18 protein-coding genes and 2 tRNA genes are annotated in these 17335 nt (G+C 64.6%); 11 read left to right on the top strand and 9 right to left on the bottom strand.

The genetic code is table 11. The annotated features are described in order from the left end of the window. Positions 1–36 precede the first annotated feature (36 nt). The gene (locus tag LZ012_RS13560) at positions 37–1380 is read right to left on the bottom strand and encodes an MFS transporter (RefSeq protein WP_275711346.1); all 1344 of its coding nucleotides are present in this window, start codon (positions 1378–1380) and stop codon (positions 37–39) included. 70 nt (positions 1381–1450) lie between these two features. On the opposite strand from LZ012_RS13560, the gene LZ012_RS13555 reads away from it, so the two are divergent. After that, entirely contained in the window at positions 1451–2269 is an 819-nt protein-coding gene (locus LZ012_RS13555; RefSeq protein ID WP_275711345.1) for a ferredoxin--NADP reductase, read from the top strand. Then, positions 2266–2460, top strand: a complete 195-nt coding sequence (locus LZ012_RS13550) for a hypothetical protein (protein ID WP_275711344.1) — start codon at positions 2266–2268, stop codon at positions 2458–2460. The genes LZ012_RS13555 and LZ012_RS13550 overlap by 4 nt, the downstream gene beginning before the upstream one ends. A gap of 66 nt (positions 2461–2526) precedes the next feature. Here LZ012_RS13550 and LZ012_RS13545 read toward each other — a convergent pair whose 3' ends face one another. The 4 genes from LZ012_RS13545 to LZ012_RS13530 are packed head-to-tail and all read right to left on the bottom strand — an operon-like array spanning position 2527 to position 5027. Then, positions 2527–3096, bottom strand: coding sequence for a YceI family protein (locus LZ012_RS13545; RefSeq protein ID WP_275711343.1), 570 nt, complete (start codon positions 3094–3096; stop codon positions 2527–2529). Positions 3097–3124: 28 nt separating this feature from the next. Next, the gene (locus tag LZ012_RS13540; RefSeq protein ID WP_275711342.1) at positions 3125–3676 is read right to left on the bottom strand and encodes a YceI family protein; all 552 of its coding nucleotides are present in this window, start codon (positions 3674–3676) and stop codon (positions 3125–3127) included. A 26-nt stretch (positions 3677–3702) separates the two neighbouring features. Next, positions 3703–4227 (bottom strand): cytochrome b, encoded by a 525-nt coding sequence (locus LZ012_RS13535; RefSeq protein ID WP_275711341.1) that lies wholly within the window; start codon positions 4225–4227, stop codon positions 3703–3705. Then, a complete protein-coding gene (locus LZ012_RS13530; RefSeq protein ID WP_275711340.1) occupies positions 4224–5027 on the bottom strand; it encodes a DODA-type extradiol aromatic ring-opening family dioxygenase in 804 nt (267 codons plus the stop codon). Before LZ012_RS13530 ends, LZ012_RS13535 begins: the two co-directional genes overlap by 4 nt. A 95-nt stretch (positions 5028–5122) precedes the next feature. On the opposite strand from LZ012_RS13530, the gene LZ012_RS13525 reads away from it, so the two are divergent. The 3 genes from LZ012_RS13525 to LZ012_RS13515 all read left to right on the top strand — a co-directional run bounded on the left by LZ012_RS13525 (position 5123) and on the right by LZ012_RS13515 (position 7088). After that, positions 5123–6010: a LysR family transcriptional regulator gene (locus LZ012_RS13525; RefSeq protein WP_275711339.1), complete on the top strand. Its 888-nt coding sequence runs from the start codon at positions 5123–5125 to the stop codon at positions 6008–6010. A gap of 155 nt (positions 6011–6165) precedes the next feature. After that, complete coding sequence (locus LZ012_RS13520) at positions 6166–6417, top strand: GlsB/YeaQ/YmgE family stress response membrane protein (protein WP_275711338.1); 252 nt, start codon at positions 6166–6168, stop codon at positions 6415–6417. Beyond that, on the top strand, positions 6417–7088 hold the full coding sequence (locus LZ012_RS13515) for an SIMPL domain-containing protein (RefSeq protein ID WP_275711337.1): 672 nt from the start codon (positions 6417–6419) through the stop codon (positions 7086–7088). The genes LZ012_RS13520 and LZ012_RS13515 overlap by 1 nt, the downstream gene beginning before the upstream one ends. A gap of 35 nt (positions 7089–7123) precedes the next feature. Here the strand turns inward: LZ012_RS13515 and modC are convergent, their stop codons facing one another. Both modC and modB read right to left on the bottom strand, forming a co-directional pair. Then, positions 7124–8200, bottom strand: a complete 1077-nt coding sequence (gene modC, locus LZ012_RS13510; RefSeq protein WP_275711336.1) for a molybdenum ABC transporter ATP-binding protein — start codon at positions 8198–8200, stop codon at positions 7124–7126. Further along, positions 8197–8871: a molybdate ABC transporter permease subunit gene (gene modB, locus LZ012_RS13505; RefSeq protein ID WP_275711335.1), complete on the bottom strand. Its 675-nt coding sequence runs from the start codon at positions 8869–8871 to the stop codon at positions 8197–8199. Before modB ends, modC begins: the two co-directional genes overlap by 4 nt. A 194-nt stretch (positions 8872–9065) precedes the next feature. Here modB and LZ012_RS13500 point away from each other — a divergent pair, with 194 nt between their 5' ends. Then, positions 9066–9266 (top strand): hypothetical protein, encoded by a 201-nt coding sequence (locus LZ012_RS13500; RefSeq protein ID WP_275711333.1) that lies wholly within the window; start codon positions 9066–9068, stop codon positions 9264–9266. 84 nt (positions 9267–9350) lie between these two features. Here the strand turns inward: LZ012_RS13500 and LZ012_RS13495 are convergent. Both LZ012_RS13495 and LZ012_RS13490 read right to left on the bottom strand, forming a co-directional pair. After that, a tRNA-Thr gene (locus LZ012_RS13495) sits at positions 9351–9425 on the bottom strand. Between the two features lie 4 nt (positions 9426–9429). Further along, a tRNA-Val gene (locus LZ012_RS13490) sits at positions 9430–9505 on the bottom strand. A gap of 194 nt (positions 9506–9699) precedes the next feature. Here LZ012_RS13490 and LZ012_RS13485 point away from each other — a divergent pair. The 5 genes from LZ012_RS13485 (at position 9700) to LZ012_RS13465 (ending at position 17322) form a co-directional block, all read left to right on the top strand. Then, positions 9700–11034 (top strand): cation:proton antiporter, encoded by a 1335-nt coding sequence (locus tag LZ012_RS13485; RefSeq protein ID WP_275711332.1) that lies wholly within the window; start codon positions 9700–9702, stop codon positions 11032–11034. A gap of 161 nt (positions 11035–11195) precedes the next feature. After that, positions 11196–13055 carry a potassium transporter Kup gene (locus LZ012_RS13480; protein ID WP_275711331.1) on the top strand — a complete coding sequence of 620 codons (1860 nt, stop codon included), beginning with the start codon at positions 11196–11198 and terminating at the stop codon, positions 13053–13055. 253 nt (positions 13056–13308) lie between these two features. After that, the gene (locus LZ012_RS13475) at positions 13309–14538 is read left to right on the top strand and encodes an HD-GYP domain-containing protein (protein ID WP_275711330.1); all 1230 of its coding nucleotides are present in this window, start codon (positions 13309–13311) and stop codon (positions 14536–14538) included. 80 nt (positions 14539–14618) lie between these two features. Then, positions 14619–15941, top strand: coding sequence for a 30S ribosomal protein S12 methylthiotransferase RimO (gene rimO / locus LZ012_RS13470; protein WP_275711329.1), 1323 nt, complete (start codon positions 14619–14621; stop codon positions 15939–15941). Further along, positions 15904–17322: an FAD-binding oxidoreductase gene (locus LZ012_RS13465; protein WP_275711328.1), complete on the top strand. Its 1419-nt coding sequence runs from the start codon at positions 15904–15906 to the stop codon at positions 17320–17322. Before rimO ends, LZ012_RS13465 begins: the two co-directional genes overlap by 38 nt. Positions 17323–17335 lie beyond the last annotated feature (13 nt).

Genomic DNA, 17335 nt, shown 5'->3' with positions numbered 1-17335 from the left:
ACTTAACGCTCCCTTAAGGAAGGGCCGAAACGGCCGTCATTCCGGCGCTAGCGGGGATTCCCGGCCGGTCTCGCCGGTCGCCGGCCGGAACACCCAGTATTTCAGCAGCCAGGCCGCGCTGAAGGCGCAACAAGCGGAAAACAGGAAGGCCAGCCAACTGGCGACGCCCTGCCACAGCCAGCCGAACACGACGGAAGCCGGCAGCAGCATCAAGCCGGTAGTCAGGTTGAACCAGCCGAAGGCCGTGCCGCGGCGCTGGGCAGGGGCCAGGTCGGCAACCAGGGCCTTTTCGACGCCTTCGGTGGCGGCCATGAATAGCCCGTAGAGGGCGAACAGGGCGTACAGCCAGAAGCCGTCGGTCGCCAAGCTGCCGAGGGTGACGTAGAAGACGCCGTAGGCCAGGTAGCCGCCGACCAGCAGGCGCAGCCGGCCGAAACGGTCGGAGAGCGCCGACAGCGGCGTCGAGAACAGCGCGGCGACGGCCGACACCGCGGCCCACAGTAGCGGCACCTCCGCCTCGCCGACGCCCAGTTCGCGTGCCCGCAGCAGAAGGAACATGTTGGACGAATTGCCCAGTGTGAACAGCGCGACGACCGCCAGGTAGCGGCGGAAGGCCGGCGGCATGTCGGCCAGCCGCCAGTCGAAGGGGGCGCTGGCGGCGGCTGCTTCGTGTTCCGGCTCGCGCAGGGCGAGGGCGAGCAGCAGGCAAAGGAGGGCCGGCACCAGCGACCACAGGAAGACGTCGCGCAGCGGCATGCCGCCGGCGAGCAGCGCCGCCGCGACGAGCGGGCCAACGATGGCGCCGCCGTTGTCCATCGCCCGGTGCAGGCCGAAAGCCAGTCCGCGCTGCGTTGCAGGGACGCTGGCTGCCAAAAGCGCATCGCGCGGCGACGAGCGCAGGCCCTTGCCGATGCGGTCTGCGAAGCGGATGCAGAGCAGGGCCGGCCAACTGGCGACCAGGGCAATAAGCGGCCGCACGAAGCCGGCCAGGGCGTAGCCGAAAACGATCCACGGCTTGGCGCGTCGGGTGCGGTCGAAGATCACGCCGGAAAACAGCTTGAGCAGGCTGGCCGTTGCCTCGGCCACCCCTTCGATCAGCCCCAGCACCTTGGGGCCGGCCATCAGCACCGAGGCGAGGTAGATCGGGATCAGCGGATAGAGCATGTCGCTGGCGGCATCGTTGATCAGGCTGATCAGGCCGATCAGCCAGACGGTGCGGGGCAGGGAGCGCAGGGTGGCGAGCATGGTGACGACAGCATGCCAGATTGTCCGCGCTTGCGTGTCCACTCCCGGCGCAAGACGCGGCTGGCCGTGGCCATCGCCGTTCGTGGGCGGACGGCGCAACTCCCGGCGGTCGGCAAGGTCGAATTTGCTGGGCATGGACAAGAAATGCCTTTTCCCCAGGCAAGTGAACCGACCGGGCGGGGAGCGCCCGATGCGAGGATTTCGGATGAAGTTTGCAACGACATATAGCCCCGGCGTCGCGCCGGTCCCGGCCGTGCCGACCGACAAGGCCACGCAGGAGCGCGTGCTGTCGATCCGCACCTGGTGCGACAAGCTGCTGTCGTTCCAGACTACGCGCAGCAAGAGTTTCCGCTTTCAACCGGGGCAGTTCGTCCGGCTCGGCCTGGCGGGAGTGGCGGGCGACATCGTCTGGCGTCCCTACTCGATGCTGTCGGCGAATTACGACGAGTACCTGGAATTTTTTTCGGTCCTCGTTCCGGATGGGGCTTTCTCGACCCGCCTGGCCGAACTCGGCGTCGATGAGCCGATCTACGTCGAGAAGTTGCCCTACGGCTATCTGACGACCAGCCGCTTCGTCGGCGGCGAGGATTTGTGGCTGCTGGCCAGCGGCACCGGCTTGGCGCCGTTTCTGTCCATCCTGCGCGATCCCGAGGTCTGGGAGCAATATGAAAACATCGTTCTCGCCTACAGCGTGCGCGAGGCCAAGGAACTCGCCTACCAGGAGGAAATCGCCGCGCTGGCCGAGGACGAACTGTTTGCCGATGCCAAGGCCAAGCTGCACTATGTCCCGGTCGTCACCCGGGAGGCGGTCCCCGGCGTGCTGGGGCAGCGCCTGACCACGCTGCTCACCGACGGCTCGCTGGAAAGGAAGGTCGATTTGCCCATCGACCGGGAGCGGTCGCGGCTACTGATCTGCGGCAATCCGCAGATGCTGGACGATGTGCGCGGCATCCTGCAAGCGCGTGGCCTGCGCCCCGACCGTAGCCGGGAGCCGGGAAACTTTGCGAGTGAGAACTACTGGTGAATTCAACACATGACGAACTGCTGCCCGGCGCCGTTTATCTGGTCGAGCTGTGCAGCGGCGAACAACGCCACTGGCAATATCTCGGCCCCTTCGGCCCGGAGAACCAGCGCTGGTGGGATATCGAGACCGAACACGAATTCGGCGAAGCGAGCGTGCTGTACGCCTGGAAGATCATCCAGCGGGTCGAATGAATTGGATGCACCAGCAAAAACGCCGGCCTGAGTGGCCGGCGTTGTCGGTGTGCAGCGGAGTTCCGCTTAATCCTTGATCGCTTCGAGGGTCACGTCGATGCGGACATCGTCGCCGACGTGCGGGGCGTACTTGCCGGCGTTGAATTCGGAACGCTTGACCACGGTATAAGCGTTGGCACCGATGGCGTCCTTCTTCAGCATCGGGTGCGGCATGGCCAGGAAGGAGGTGACGGTCAGGGTGACCGGCTTGGTGACGCCCTTGAGGGTCAGGTTGCCTTCGATCTTGGCCGGCTTGTCGCCTTCGAAGATGACCTTGGTGGACTTGAAGTGGGCGGTCGGGTACTTGCCGGTGTCGAGGAAGTCTTCGCCCTGGATGTGCTCGTTGAAGGTGTCGTAGCCGGTGTCGACCGACTTGGTGTCGATGGTGATGTCGACCGAGCCGGTCTTGGCGGCCTTGTCGAAGACGACCTTGCCGCTGTTCTTGTTGAAGCGCGACAGCTGGGTCGTGAAGCCGAAGTGGCTGTACGAGAAGCGCGAGAAGGTGTGGGTGCTGTCGGCGACGAAGGTTTCCGGGGCGGCGAAGGCCGGCACGGCGGCGGCGAGGGCGAGAACGAGGGTGGCGACTTGCTTCTTCATGGGGGTTTTCTCCTGTGGGGATGGGGGGTTACTTGCTGGTGGCGGTGATGCGGAACTTGATCAGGACGTCGTTGGCGACGATGTCGAACTTGGCCCAGGAGCCTTCGCCGATGGAAAAGTCGGCGCGGCGGATGGTGAAGCTGCCGTCGAACACGCCAGTATTGCCCTGGGCGGTGAAGGTGGCGGGGACGACCACATCCTGCGTCTTACCCTTGATGCTGAGCTGGCCGGCGACTTCGTACTTGTTGCCGCCGAGCGGCTTGACGGTGCCGGAAACGAACTTGGCGGTCGGGAAGGCCTTGGTGTTGAACCATGGCTTGCCGGCGACTTCCTGGTCGCCTTCGACGGCGCCGGTGTCGACGCTGGCCAGATCGACGTCGAAAGTGGCCTTGGCGGCAGTCGGCTTGGCCGGGTCGAAAGTCAGCTGGCTGGCGAATTTCTTGAACTTGCCATCGACGGCGACGCCCATCTGCTTATAGACGAAGTTGATGGCGCTCTTGTCCGGCTGGACCTGGGTGAATTCGGCGGCCTGGGCCGAGAAGGCGCTGGCCAGGGCGACGGCGAGGATGATTTTTTTCATGTCGGTTCTCCGTTTGGTGTGGGGTGTCAGTGCTTGGGCAGCATCCGGGTCAGGATGTCGTCCTTGTCGATGAAGTGGTGCTTCAGGGCGGCGCCGATGTGGCCGGCGAGCACGGCGATGAAGAGCAGGTTCAGGCTCTTGTGCACCAGGGCCAGCAGGTCGCCGACTTCCTTGTTCTTGTCGAGCAGGTCGGGCAGGGGCAGCACGCCGAAATAGACGGTCTGGAAACCCTTGGCCGAACTCATCAGCCAGCCGGACAGCGGGATGGCGATCATCAGTACGTAGAGCATCAGATGGCCGGCGTGGGCGGCGAACTGCATGATCTTCGGCATGCTGGCGGGCAGGGCCGGCGGGTGGTGCGTGAAGCGCCACAGCAGGCGGAAGGCGAGCAGCAGGAAGGCGGTGACGCCGGCCCACTTGTGCCACGAATAGAGCTTCAGCTTGTCCGGCGACAGCGGCAGGTCGTGCATGTAGAAGCCCAGCGCCAGCAGGCCGAAGAGCAGGATGGCCATCAGCCAGTGCAGGACCTTGGCGGTTTTGGTGTAGCTCATGCGTGTTCTCCTTGTTCGAATGCATAGGCGTCCATGGCGATGACGTAGTCGTCGATGCCGGCGTGGAAGCGGCGCGCCGTCGGATTCTTGCCGCCGGCCCCGAGTGCGACATAGAAGGGCAGCAGATGTTCCTCGCTCGGGTGAGCCTGCACGCCGCCCGGTGCCTGGCGGCGGTAGTCGAGCAGGGCCGGCAGGTCGCCGGCGGCGGTCTGTGTCGCCAGCCAGTCGGCGAATTCGCGGACATAGGCCGGGGTCTGGCCGCCGTTTTGCCAGGCCGCCTGGAAGTCGCGCAGGTTGTGCGTGATGCTGCCCGAGCCGACGATCAGGAAACCCTGGTCGGCCAGCGGCGCCAGGGCACGACCGAGCGCGTAGGCCTGTTCCGGGCCGCCGCCGCTCTGCACCGAAACCGGAATGACCGGCACCTCGGCGTCGGGGAACATCAGGCGCAGCGGCACCCAGGCGCCGTGGTCGAGGCCGCGTTTCGTATCGACTGCAAACGGTAGGCCGGCCTTTTCCAACGCGGCGACCACTTCGCGGGAGGCCTCCGGGCAGCCGGTGGCCGGGTAGCGGATGGCGTACAGCTCTTCCGGGAAGCCCCAGAAGTCGTGGATGGTTTCCAGGCGGTCGGCGAAGCCGACGGTGGGGACGGCCGTATCCCAGTGGGCGCTGACGATGACGATGGCGCGCGGCAGGGGCAGCTTGGCCGCCAGTTCGACCAGGGCGGCGCCGGCTGCGCCCGGGCGCAGCGCAAAGGTCGGCGCGCCGTGCGGGACGAAGAGGGCTAATTGGGTCGGGTTCATGGTGACAACTCCTGTGGCGATGGATGCACTGTATGCTCCTTTTTTGGTGCGAAATAGAGGACAATTCGCAAATCACTATTGCAGAGTTAGCAACAATGGATCGTCTCGACGCAATGCAATTGTTCGTGCGGGTGGCCGAACTGGGCAGCTTCGCCGCCGCCGCCCAGCAGATCGGCGTCGCCCGCTCCGTGGTGACGCGGCAGATCGCCGGGCTGGAGGCGCATCTGGGCATCAAGCTGATGGCGCGCAGCACGCGGCGTCTGACCCTGACCTCGGCCGGCACCGCCTACCTGGAAAAGTGCCGGGTCATCCTGAACCTGGTCGAGGCCGCCGAAACGGGCGTCGCCGAAGAGCGCCAGACGCCGCGCGGTAGCATCCGCATCAGCCTGCCGCTGAGCTACGGCCTGAAACGTCTGGCGCCGCTGCTGCTCGATTTCAGCCAGCGCTACCCGGAAGTGATGCTCGACATGGACTACACCGATCGCCGCATAAATCTGATCGAGGAGGGCATCGACCTGGCGATCCGCATCACACGGCGGCTCGACGCCGGCGACGTGGCCCGCCGCATCGGGTCCGGACGCATGCTGGTCCTCGCCGCGCCGGATTACCTGTCGCGCCATGGCACGCCACGCCACCCGGCCGAACTCGCCCACCACGTCTGCCTCGGCTACACCAATGCCGGCAGCGCGCTGGCCTGGCAATTCCTCGTCGATGGCCAGCTGGAGAATTTCCATGTGCGCAGCCGGCTGAACGCCAACAACGGCGAGGTGCTGACCGAAGCGGCGGCGCAGGGCCTGGGCATCACCTGCCAGCCGGATTTCATCGCCGACGATTTCCTGGCCACCGGTCGCGTGGTCGAAATCCTGGCCGATTTCCCGACGCCCGAACTCGGCATCTACGCCATGCTGCCCAGCAACCGCCACGTACCGCACCGGGTAAGGGTACTGATGGACAATCTGGCCGAACGCCTGGCGGCCGGCTGAGTCTGAGCAAAGGCGGCAAAGGCGCAAAAAACTTTAGGCAGCGCTGACAACCGCGGCGATGACAAAGCGTTACTATCATCAATGCAGCGAGCGGTAAGCGAAGGGCTCGGCGGTCCGCCGGCCGGTGTCAATGCGACAGAAAAAGGGGAATAGCCATGGGTATCGTGTGGACCATTCTGGTTGGACTCGTGATTGGCGTCATCGCCAAGTTTCTGCATCCGGGCAAGGACAACATGGGCTTCATCGCCACCGTCCTGCTCGGGATCGCCGGTTCCTTTCTGGCCGGCGTGATCGGCCAGGCGATGGGCTGGTACCGGGCCGGCGAGGGCGCCGGTTTCATCGCCTCGGTGGTCGTCGCCATCGTGCTGTTGGTCATTTACGGTCGCCTGCGCGACAAGGACATTTGATGAAGAAAACTTTGCTTTCCCTGCTCGCAGCCGGCCTGGCCGCCTCCGCCCAGGCCGGCGCCTTGGTCGATCTGTCGGCCGAGGCCAGCCGGCCGGCGGCCAACGACATGGTGCGGGCCAGCGTCTACAGCGAGGCCAGCGGCAGCAACCCGGCCGATCTGGCGCGCCAGGTGAACGGCAATATCGCCGAGGCCCTGAGGATCATCCGCGAGAAAAAAGGCGTGACGGTGAAGACAGGCAGCCAATCGACCTATCCGATCTACACCCAGTCCCGGAAGATCGACGGCTGGCGCATGCGCAGCGAAGTGCTGATCGAATCGAAGGATTTCGGAGCGGTGTCCGAACTGCTCGGGCGCCTGCAGCAGATGCGCCTGGCGGTGGGCGACATCAGCCAGATGCCGGCGCCGGAAACCCGCCGCCAGGCCGAGGATGAGGCCATGCGCGAGGCCATTCGTGCCTTCCAGAACCGCGCGGCGGTGGTCGGCGAACAGTTGGGCAAGACCTGGCAGATCAAGCAGATGCACATCAACCAGGGCGGCGGTACGCCGGTTCCCCTGCTGCGCGGTGCCCGCGCTGCGATGATGGCGGCCGAAGCCGCGCCGGCGCCGATCGAGGCGGGGGAAAGCACCATCACCACCAACGTCAGCGGGCAGATCGAACTGGCTGACTGATTTCGCCCGCGCTTGCGTCGGGCGTTACCGGCACCTCAGGCGAGCAGTGCGACCGCCTTGATCTGGGCGCGCAGAACCAGTCCCGGACGAATTTCCAGCTTGTCGGCCGAACGCCGGGTGATGCGGGCGAGCAGCGGTTCGCCGCCGGCCTCCAAGCGGACCAGCACGTGGCCCGGCGTGTCGGTCGGCGCCAGGTCGACGACCGTCGCCGTCACGCAGTTCAGGATGCTCGACAGGGTCTGCGGCACCAGGGTCAGGCTGATGTCGCGGGCGTGGATGCGGCAGCGCAGGAAGGTGCCGACCGCTTCCGTCCGACGCGACACGAAAATCATGCCGCCCGGGAATTCGAGGCGGGTCAGGTCGTCCGCTTCGTGCGCGGCGACGGCGGCCTCGATGACCACCCCGGCGTCGTCGGCGAAGGCGGCCGGCAGGTTGAGGCGGCTGAGCACGTTGTTGAGCGGGCCGCTGGCCACCACCTTGCCGCTGTCGAGCAGCACCAGATGATCGGCCAGGCGGGCCACCTCGTCCGGCGCGTGGCTGACGTAGATGATGGGGATGGCCAGTTCACGGTGCAGGCGTTCCAGATAGGGCAGGATTTCCAGCTTGCGTTTCAGGTCGAGCGCTGCCAGCGGTTCGTCCATTAGCAGCACCTTGGGGGCAGCGAGCAGGGCGCGGGCGATGGCGACGCGCTGGCGTTCCCCGCCCGACAGCTGCTGCGGTGAACGGTCGAGCAGGTGCCGGATGCCGAGCAGGTCGGCGACATCGGACAAGGCCAGCGTGCCGGTGTCGCCCGTCCGCTGCTGGCCGTATTCCATGTTGCCGCGCACCGAGCGGTGGGGAAACAGGCCTGCCTCCTGGAACACCACGCCGAGGGCGCGGCGGTGCGGTGGCAGGAAAAGGTCACGCGCCTCGTCCTGCCAGACCTCGTCGCCCAGCGCGAAATAGCCGTCGGGCGTCCGTTCCAGGCCGGCCATGGCGCGCAAGCAGGTGGTTTTGCCCGAGCCGGAATGGCCGAACAGCGCGGTCACGCCGCGCCCCGGCAGGTTCAGGTCGACATCGAGGGCGAAGCTGCCGCGGTCGATACGGAAGCGGGCGCGGATATCGCCGCTCATGCCGGCCTCCGCCGGGACGGGTTGAAGGTGTATAGCGCCATCAGCACCAGGAAGCTGAACAGCACCATGCCGCCGGCCAGCCAGTGGGCCTGGGCGTATTCGAGCGCCTCGACGTGGTCGTAGATCTGCACCGACACGACGCGGGTCTTGTCCGGGATGTTGCCACCTATCATCAACACGATACCGAACTCGCCCACGGTATGGGCAAAGCCGAGAATGGCGCCGGATAGGAAGCCGGGCTTGGCGAGCGGCACGGCGACCGACCAGAAGGCATCCCACGGGCTGGCGCGCAGCGTGGCGGCCACTTCGAGCGGGCCGTCGCCGATGGCTTCGAAGGCGTTCTGGATGGGCTGCACGACGAAGGGCAGCGAGTAGAAAACCGAAGCGATGACCAGGCCGGGAAAGGTGAAGGCCAGCAGGCCGAGGCCGAGCGACTGGGTCAGCTGACCGAGCGGGCCGTTCGGACCCATGACGACCAGCAGGTAGAAGCCGATCACCGTCGGCGGTAGCACCAGGGGCAGGGCGACCACGGCGCCGACCATGCCCTTGAAGGCGGAGCGGGTGCGCGCCAGCCACCAGGCGATCGGCGTGCCGACGACGAGCAGCAGCAGCGTGACCACCGTGGCCAGTTTCAAGGTCAGCCAGACGGCGGCGAGGTCGGTGCTATCCATGCGGATTTCGGGTTGAAGAAACGGTGCCCGCAGTTTACACAGGGTCGGCGCGATACCGAAGCGCCGCGAACACTGGACGGCGCGGCGCCATGGCCTGGATATTGGATTCCATGTGAATTTGATCACAGACGATTTGCCGGGCTTTGGCAGAATGAAATCACACTAGACAAACAACCCGACAAGAGAGCCCCGCCATGTCTGCCACTCACTTCAAAAACTTACGTTCGCAGCCCGCCAACGCCGCTGTCGGCAAGGGTGAGGCGCAATCCGGCCAGGATGAAATGAGCATTTTCAGCCTGCGCGACACCTTGAGCGGGATTTCCGTGCGTGAAGCCAATTTCAGCGAATTCCTCGCCGCCCTGCGCCAGCAAGGCATGCATGCCGCCAAAGCCTGATCGACCAGAGCGGCAGCGAAATACACGGGAAATCACACGGGAATTACGGAGGCGGGTCCACAGTCGCATGACGACCGGGAAAAGTGGTGCCCATGGGCAGGATCGAACTGCCGACCTCTCCCTTACCAAGGGAGTGCTCTACCACTGAGCCACATGGGCAACCTGGTGCGTCCTGACGGGGTCGAACCGCCGACATTCGCCTTGTAAGGGCGACGCTCTACCAACTGAGCTAAGGACGCGAAAGGGGCCGCATTATAACCAATCCTGTTCCAAACGGGCAGTTTTTTCTCGGTTTTATGCTGTAGTGCCTTTTTGTGGCCGCCGGTAGCGGTGCTGCTGCGCGACCGCATTGCCGGGGGAGATTTTCCCTAATCGACATTCCAAAGGCCGGCGGCTATTCTTCGGCCCATTCTGAGAAGCGAGGGGATGTCCGATGGAAGGTAGCGAAGGCGTGGTTCACGCCATGTTGATCCTGAAAACCATGATGTTCCTGCTGCTCGGTGGCCTTGCCGCCTTGTGGGCCACATGGAAGCTCAAAATTCCGGATATCGCGATCTACCTGCTGCTCGGCATCGTTCTCGGTCCGTCGATTCTCGGCGTTTTTTCGGTGCATCCGGATTCGACCATCAACCAGTTGCTGCTGGTTTTCGGTGCCGCCACGCTGTTGTTCGAAGGTGGCATGTCGATCCAGTTCAAGGTGCTGAAGCGGGTGATCGTTTCGGTGGTCAATCTGGCGACGCTGGGCGTCGTGGTCACCGCGCTGATTACCGCCGTTGCCACGCATTATCTGCTCGGGCTCGACTGGCTGTACGCGTTGCTGCTCGCCGCCGTCATCGCCTCCACCGATCCGGCCACGCTGGTGCCGGTCTTCCGTCAGGTTCCCATTCGCGACCATGTCCAGCAGACGGTGGTCACCGAATCGGCGTTCAACGATGCGACGGGCGCCATCCTGACTTTTTCGGTGCTCGGTATCGTCATGGGCAGCAGCGGCGAATTTTCCTGGGGCGGTGCGCTCGGCGGGCTGCTCTGGCAGGCTTTCGGCGGGGCGCTGATCGGTACGGCGCTGGCCTATGCCGCGGCCTATGGCGTATCGCGTTTCGACTGGCTGAAAGGCTCGGAACCGGTATTGCTGCCGCTGCTGATCGCCGGCTCCTATTTGGTCGCTACCGACGGCGTGGTCGCCATGGGGCAACTGGCCGGCATGCATATCGAGGCGGCCAGCGGTTTCATGGCGGTTTTCTGCTGCGGCCTGGTGTTCGGTAATGCCGACGCGCTGGGCTGCGAGGTGCCGGATGGCGACTTGAACGAAATGCACAGCTTCCTGGCCCATGCCGCGCTGATGCTGCGTATGTGCATCTTCCTGCTGCTCGGTTCGCAGGTCGATTTCGCCGTGCTGGGCAAATACTGGCTGCCGGCCCTGGGCGTGGTTGCCGTCTTCATGCTGATCGCCCGCCCGGCGACCGTGCTGGCCAGCTGCTTGCCAGACCGTCGTGCCGGCTGGGTCAAGGAAGACTTGCTGTTCATGTTCTGGACGCGGGAAACCGGCGTCATTCCGGCAGCCCTGGCGGGCTTTCTCAGCGCTGCGCTGACCTCGCGCGGCCGGGATCTGGCGGCCAGCGCCGATGCCGCTACGCAAGCGACCGGTCAGGCCTTGCTGCAACTGGGGCCGATGATTTCGTCCGTGACCTTCATGGCCATCCTGCTCACCATCCTGCTGCAGGCGACGACGACGCGCTGGCTGGCGGCGCGGCTCGGTTTGTTGAAATAGGCCGGAGCATTCCGGGCAAGGAATCACCGATATTCCTGATCAAGGCGGCGCCAGCCGCCTTTTTGTTTTGACCTGCCGGCTGGTTCCAGTCAGGTCGGCGTGCTAGATTGCCGGCAGCTTGAAAATGATCGGGCGCATCCTTAGCCGCCCCTGGGGGAATCATGCAGTCACGTCAGGCCCTGTCTACGCTGACACTGGGCGCCATCGGCGTCGTTTTTGGCGATATCGGCACCAGCCCGCTCTATGCGCTGAAGGAAATCTTCAACGGCCATCATCCCATACCGGTGACCCCGGAAAACATCCTCGGCATCCTGTCGATGGTGTTCTGGTCCATCGTGCTGCTGGTTTCGCTGAAATACGTGCTGATCATCATGCGTGCCGACAACCGCGGCGAGGGCGGCTCGCTCGCCTTGCTCGCCCTGGTCACCGACCGGGCCAAGAATCCCCGCCTGGCCTGGGTGATCACCTTGCTCGGCATCTTTGCCGCCGCGCTGTTCTACGGCGACAGCATGATCACGCCGGCGATTTCGGTGCTTTCCGCTGTCGAGGGAATGGAACTGGTGACGCCGGCCCTCAAGCCCTACGTCATCCCGATCACGCTGATCATCCTGACCGGGCTGTTCTTCATCCAGAAACGCGGCACCGGCTCGGTCGGCCTGTTCTTCGGGCCGATCATGACCGGCTGGTTCGCCATTCTCGGCCTGCTCGGCGTGCTCCAGATCATGCACAATCCGGGCGTGCTGGCAGCGCTGAACCCGCTGTTTGCCCTGGTTTTCATCGGCTCCTATCCCTGGCTGGCCTTCCTGGCGCTCGGCTCGGTGGTGCTGGCGGTGACCGGCGGCGAGGCGCTGTATACCGACATGGGGCATTTTGGGCGTTTCCCGATTCGACTGGCCTGGTTTGGCTTCGTCATGCCGGCGCTGGTCCTCAACTACTTCGGCCAGGGCGCGCTGCTGCTCGCCGAGCCGGAAGCGATCCAGAATCCCTTCTTCCATCTGGCGCCGGACTGGGCGCTGATCCCCATGCTCGGACTGGCCACCCTGGCCACCGTTATCGCGTCGCAGGCGGTCATTTCCGGCGCCTTCTCGGTGGCCCGCCAGTCGGTGCAGATGGGCCTGCTGCCGCGCATGCAGATCATCCATACGTCGGGTCACGAGGAAGGGCAAATCTATGTGCCCTTCACCAACTGGAGCCTCTATCTGGCTGTCGTGGCGCTGGTCATCGGCTTCAAGTCCTCGTCCAACCTGGCTGCCGCTTACGGTATCGCGGTGACCGGGACGATGCTGATCGACACTATCCTGGTCGCCTTCGTCATGGTGCTGATGTGGAAATGGCATTGGCCGCTGGTGGTCGTGGTGGCCGGCTTTTTCCTGACCGTCGATATCGCCTTCTTCGCCGCCAATGCCATCAAGATTCCGGAAGGCGGCTGGTTCCCGATCGCCATGGGGCTGATTTCCTTCAGCGTGCTGACCACCTGGCGCCGTGGCCGTCGCCTGGTGTCGCAGGAAATGGCCAAGCTGAGCATACCGATGGAGGACTTCATTACCGCCATCGACGATGTACATCGCGTCAATGGCACGGCGGTGTTCATGACCAGTTCCAAGGAAGGCGTGCCGCCGGCCCTGTTGCACAATCTGAAGCACAACCAGGTGCTGCATGAGCGCGTCGTGCTGGTTACCGTGCAAACGGCCGGTACGCCGCACGTCAACGACATGGACCGCATCTATATCCACCGCATGGGCAAGGGCTTCATGCGCATCATCGTCCGCTACGGCTTCATGGAAAGCCCGGACATTCCGGCGGTGCTTGAACTGTGCAAGCATCAGGGCGAGCGCTTCGACTTGATGGAAACCACTTTCTACCTGTCGCGTGAAACCATCGTGCCATCGATGACCCGGCGGATGACGCTGCTTCGGGCCCGACTGTTCGCCGTGATGTCCAAGAACGCGACCAGCGCCAGCGATTTCTTCCAGATTCCCACCAACCGGGTCGTCGAACTGGGGACGCAGCTGGTGATCTGAGCGCCGTAATCGGCTCCAAGCAGCAAAAAGGCAAACCATGCAGGTTTGCCTTTTTGTTTTTGTTCGATGGAATTGAGTTTTTATCGATTTTGGTGAATCATCCAGAGCCATGGTGGACCGACTCATACGCCCTGCAGGCGCAGCTTCCGCAGATCAGCTTCAGCTTTCCGAGCTGATTTCGGCGCTTAGCCATGCGCTGGATATTACCGAGGGGCAGCCGGAAGGGCATTGCATCCGCTGCTGCTGGATCGGCATGCATATCGGCCGTCGCCTCGGCCTCACCGATGATGCATTGTGGAGCCTCTACTACACGTTGTTGCTCAAGGACCTCGGCTGCAGCAGCAATGCGGCGCGTATCTGCGAGCTGTATGCGACCGATGACCTCAGTTTCAAGCGCGATTACAAGACGGTCGGTGACAGCCTGCCGCAGGTGCTGCGCTTCGTGCTCGGCCACACCGGGCTAAAAGCGCCGCTGGCCGAGCGTTTCCGTAGTTTCCTGACCATCGTTCGCCAAGGTGACGAGATTGCTCAGGAGCTGATTTCCACGCGCTGCCAGCGCGGCGCCGAAATCGCTCGTCTGCTGCGTTTTCCCGAGAGCGTGTCGGCCGGCATCTACAGCCTGGATGAGCACTACAACGGGCAGGGCCGGCCGCAGCGGCTGGCTGGCGAGGCGATTCCGCTATTTTCGCGGATTGCGCTGCTCGCCCAGGTGGTCGATGTCTTCCATACGGCCGGTGGCCCGCAGGCGGCGCTGGACGAAGTGCGCGGCCGGGCAGGGGGGTGGTTCGATCCGATCCTGGTCGATATTTTCGATGCCATCGCTGCCGATGAGTCGTTCTGGAAAACGCTCGCTTCGCCAGAGGTGACGAGCGCCGTGCTGGCCCTGGAGCCGCCGGCGCACAGCGTGGCGCTGGACGACGACTACCTCGACGACATCGCCACCGCTTTCGGCCAGGTGGTCGACTCGAAAAGCCCCTACACCAGCGGCCACAGCGCCCGCGTCGCCTTGTACACCGATCTCATCGCCGAGACCATGGGCCTGTCGCCGGAACGCCGCCGCTGGCTGAAACGCGGCGCCTTGCTGCACGATGTCGGCAAGCTGGGCGTCAGCAACAGCGTGCTCGACAAGCCGGGCAAGCTCGACGCCGACGAATGGGCGGCGGTGCAGGCGCATGCCGCCTATACCGAAGCCATCCTGTCGCGCATCGGCGCCTTCGCCGAACTGGCGCGCGTCGCCGGTGCCCACCACGAACGCCTCGACGGCAAGGGCTATCCACGCGGCGTGTCGGCCGACCAGATCTGCCTCGAAACCCGCATCATCACCACCGCCGACATCTTCGACGCCATCACCGCCGAGCGCCCCTATCGCGGCGCCGTGCCGATTCCGAAAACGCTCGAGATCATGGCCGAAAACGTCGGCACAGCCATCGATCCCGGCTGTTTCGCAGCCTTGAAGAAGGCCATCGCCCGCTTGCCGGCCTGAGCGTTTGCGCCAAGGTTTTGGCGTTCACCCGGTAAAATAGACGTTTTGCTCGCCGGCCAGTCCGGACAAGGTTTCATCGCATGACTACTGATATCAAAGTGCCGACCGTCGGCATTGTTTCCCTAGGTTGCCCAAAAGCCGGCAGCGACACCGAACGCATCCTGACCAAGCTGCGCGCCGAGGGCTACAACCTGTCGCCCAACTACGACGATGCCGACCTGGTGATCGTCAATACCTGCGGCTTCATCGATGCCGCGGTCGAGGAATCGCTCGATGCCATCGGCGAAGCGCTCAACGAAAACGGCAAGGTCATCGTCACCGGCTGCCTGGGCGCCAAGGGCGACATCGTGCAGTCGACGCACCCGTCCGTGCTCGCCGTCACCGGCCCGCATGCCGCCGACGAAGTGATGGGCTATGTGCATCAGCACCTGCCCAAGCCGCACGACCCCTACACCGACCTGGTGCCGCCGCAGGGCGTGCGTCTGACGCCGGACCACTTCGCCTACCTGAAGATTTCCGAAGGCTGCAACCATAGCTGCACCTTCTGCATCATCCCGTCGCTGCGCGGCCCGCTCGTCTCGCGGCCGGTCGGCGACGTGCTGGCCGAAGCCGAGAACCTGGCCCGCGCCGGCGTCAAGGAATTGCTGGTCATCTCGCAGGACACCTCGGCCTACGGCGTCGATCTGAAATACCGCACCGGCTTCTGGGGCGGCAAGCCGGTGAAGACCCGCCTGAAGGAATTGTGCGAAGCCATGGCGCAGTTCGGCATCTGGGTCCGCCTGCACTACGTCTATCCGTATCCGTCGGTCGACGACGTGATTCCGCTGATGGCCGAGGGCAAGATCCTGCCCTACCTCGATGTCCCGTTCCAGCACGCCAGCCCGAAGATCCTCAAGGCCATGAAGCGCCCGGCATCGGCCGAGAACACGCTGGAACGCATCGCCAAGTGGCGCTCGATCTGCCCGGAAATTGTCATCCGTTCGACCTTCATCACCGGCTTCCCCGGCGAAACGGAAGAGGATTTCGACCAGTTGATCCAGTTCCTGGAAGACGCCAAGCTCGACCGCGTCGGCGCCTTCGCCTATTCGCCGGTCGAAGGGGCCAAGGCCAACGAAATCGAAGGCCTGCCGCCGGAAGAGGTGCGCGAGGATCGTCGCCGCTGGCTGATGCAGGTGCAGGAAGACATTTCGGCCGAGAAGCTGGCCGCCAAGATCGATACCGTCATCGAAGTGCTGGTAGACGAGGTGGACGAGGAAGGCACCATCGCCCGTTCCAAGGCCGATGCGCCGGAAATCGACGGCCTGGTCTACATCGACGGCCATTTCGACGCCCAGCCGGGCGACTTCCTGCAGGTCAAGGTCATCGATGCCGACCACCATGACCTCTACGCCGAAATCGTCTGACCTGATATCCACCCTGGTCGGCATCGTCGGCGCCGCGCAGGTGCTGAGCGAGCCGGCCGATATCGCGCCTTTCGTCACCGACTGGCGCGGCCGTTACCGCGGGGCGGCGCGCTGCGTCGTCCGGCCCGGCAGCACCGCCGAAGTGGCGGCCGTGGTCAAAGCCTGCGCCGAGGCCGGTGTGGCTATCGTGCCGCAGGGCGGCAACACCAGCCTGTGCGGCGCGGCGACGCCGGATGTGGCGGGCGCCGCAGTCGTTCTCAGCCTGGGGCGACTCAATCGCGTTCTGGCTGTCGATACCCGCAACAACACCATCACCGTCGAGGCCGGCTGCACCCTGGCCGCCGTGCAGGAAGCGGCGTGCGCCGTCGACCGGCTGTTTCCGCTGGCGCTGGCTTCGGAAGGCACTTGCCAGATCGGCGGCAACCTGTCGACCAATGCCGGCGGCGTACAGGTCCTGCGCTACGGCAACACCCGCGAACTGACCCTCGGCCTGGAAGTCGTGCTGCCCAGCGGCGAAGTCTGGGACGGCCTGCGCGGTCTGCGCAAGGACAATACCGGCTACGACCTGAAGCACCTGTTCATCGGCGCCGAAGGAACGCTCGGCGTGATCACCGCCGCCGTGCTCAAGCTCTTTCCGCTGCCGAAGCGGCAGACGACCTGCTGGCTGAATGTTGCAACGCCGGCTGCGGCGGTCGATCTGCTCACGGCCGCCAAATCGGTCTTCGACGCCCAATTGACCGCTTTCGAGCTGGTTTCCGAAAACGCCCTGCAACTGGTCCTCAAGAACATCCCTGGCAGCCAGCGGCCGGGTGTGGTCAGCCCATGGTGCGTGCTGGCCGAGTTCTCCGACGCCGAGCCGGCCGCCGTCGAGGCCTGGCTGGCTGCACGCTTGGTGTCCGGCGAGGTGGGTGATGGGGTGGTGGCCGCCTCCGAAGCGCAGGCCGGCAAGCTGTGGGCCTTACGCGAAAACATTTCCGAAGCCCAGAAGATCGAGGGCATCAGCATCAAGCACGACGTGGCGGTGCCGGTGTCGCGCATCGCCGATTTCCTGGCCGCCGCCGATGCGGCGCTGAGCCAGGCCTTCCCGGGAATCCGCGTCGTCGCCTTCGGCCACGTCGGGGACGGCAACCTGCATTACAACCTGTCCAAACCCGATGCCCTGGACAACGCGGCTTTTCTTACCAGCCAGCCGCAGGTTAATCGCCTCGTGCATGATGCCGTCCATGCCCTCAACGGCTCGATTTCCGCGGAGCACGGTCTGGGGCAGCTGAAGCGCGAGGAAATCCTGCGCTACAAGAGCCCGGTCGAAATGGCGCTGATGCGTTCGATCAAGCAGGTGCTCGATCCACATGGCCTGATGAATCCGGGCAAGGTGCTGTGATCGGCCGGCCCTG

It is taken from the genome of Dechloromonas hankyongensis (genome assembly GCF_022012295.1).
GTDB classification, from domain to species: domain Bacteria; phylum Pseudomonadota; class Gammaproteobacteria; order Burkholderiales; family Rhodocyclaceae; genus Azonexus; species Azonexus hankyongensis.
This window is presented reverse-complemented; position numbering and strand designations above follow the sequence as displayed.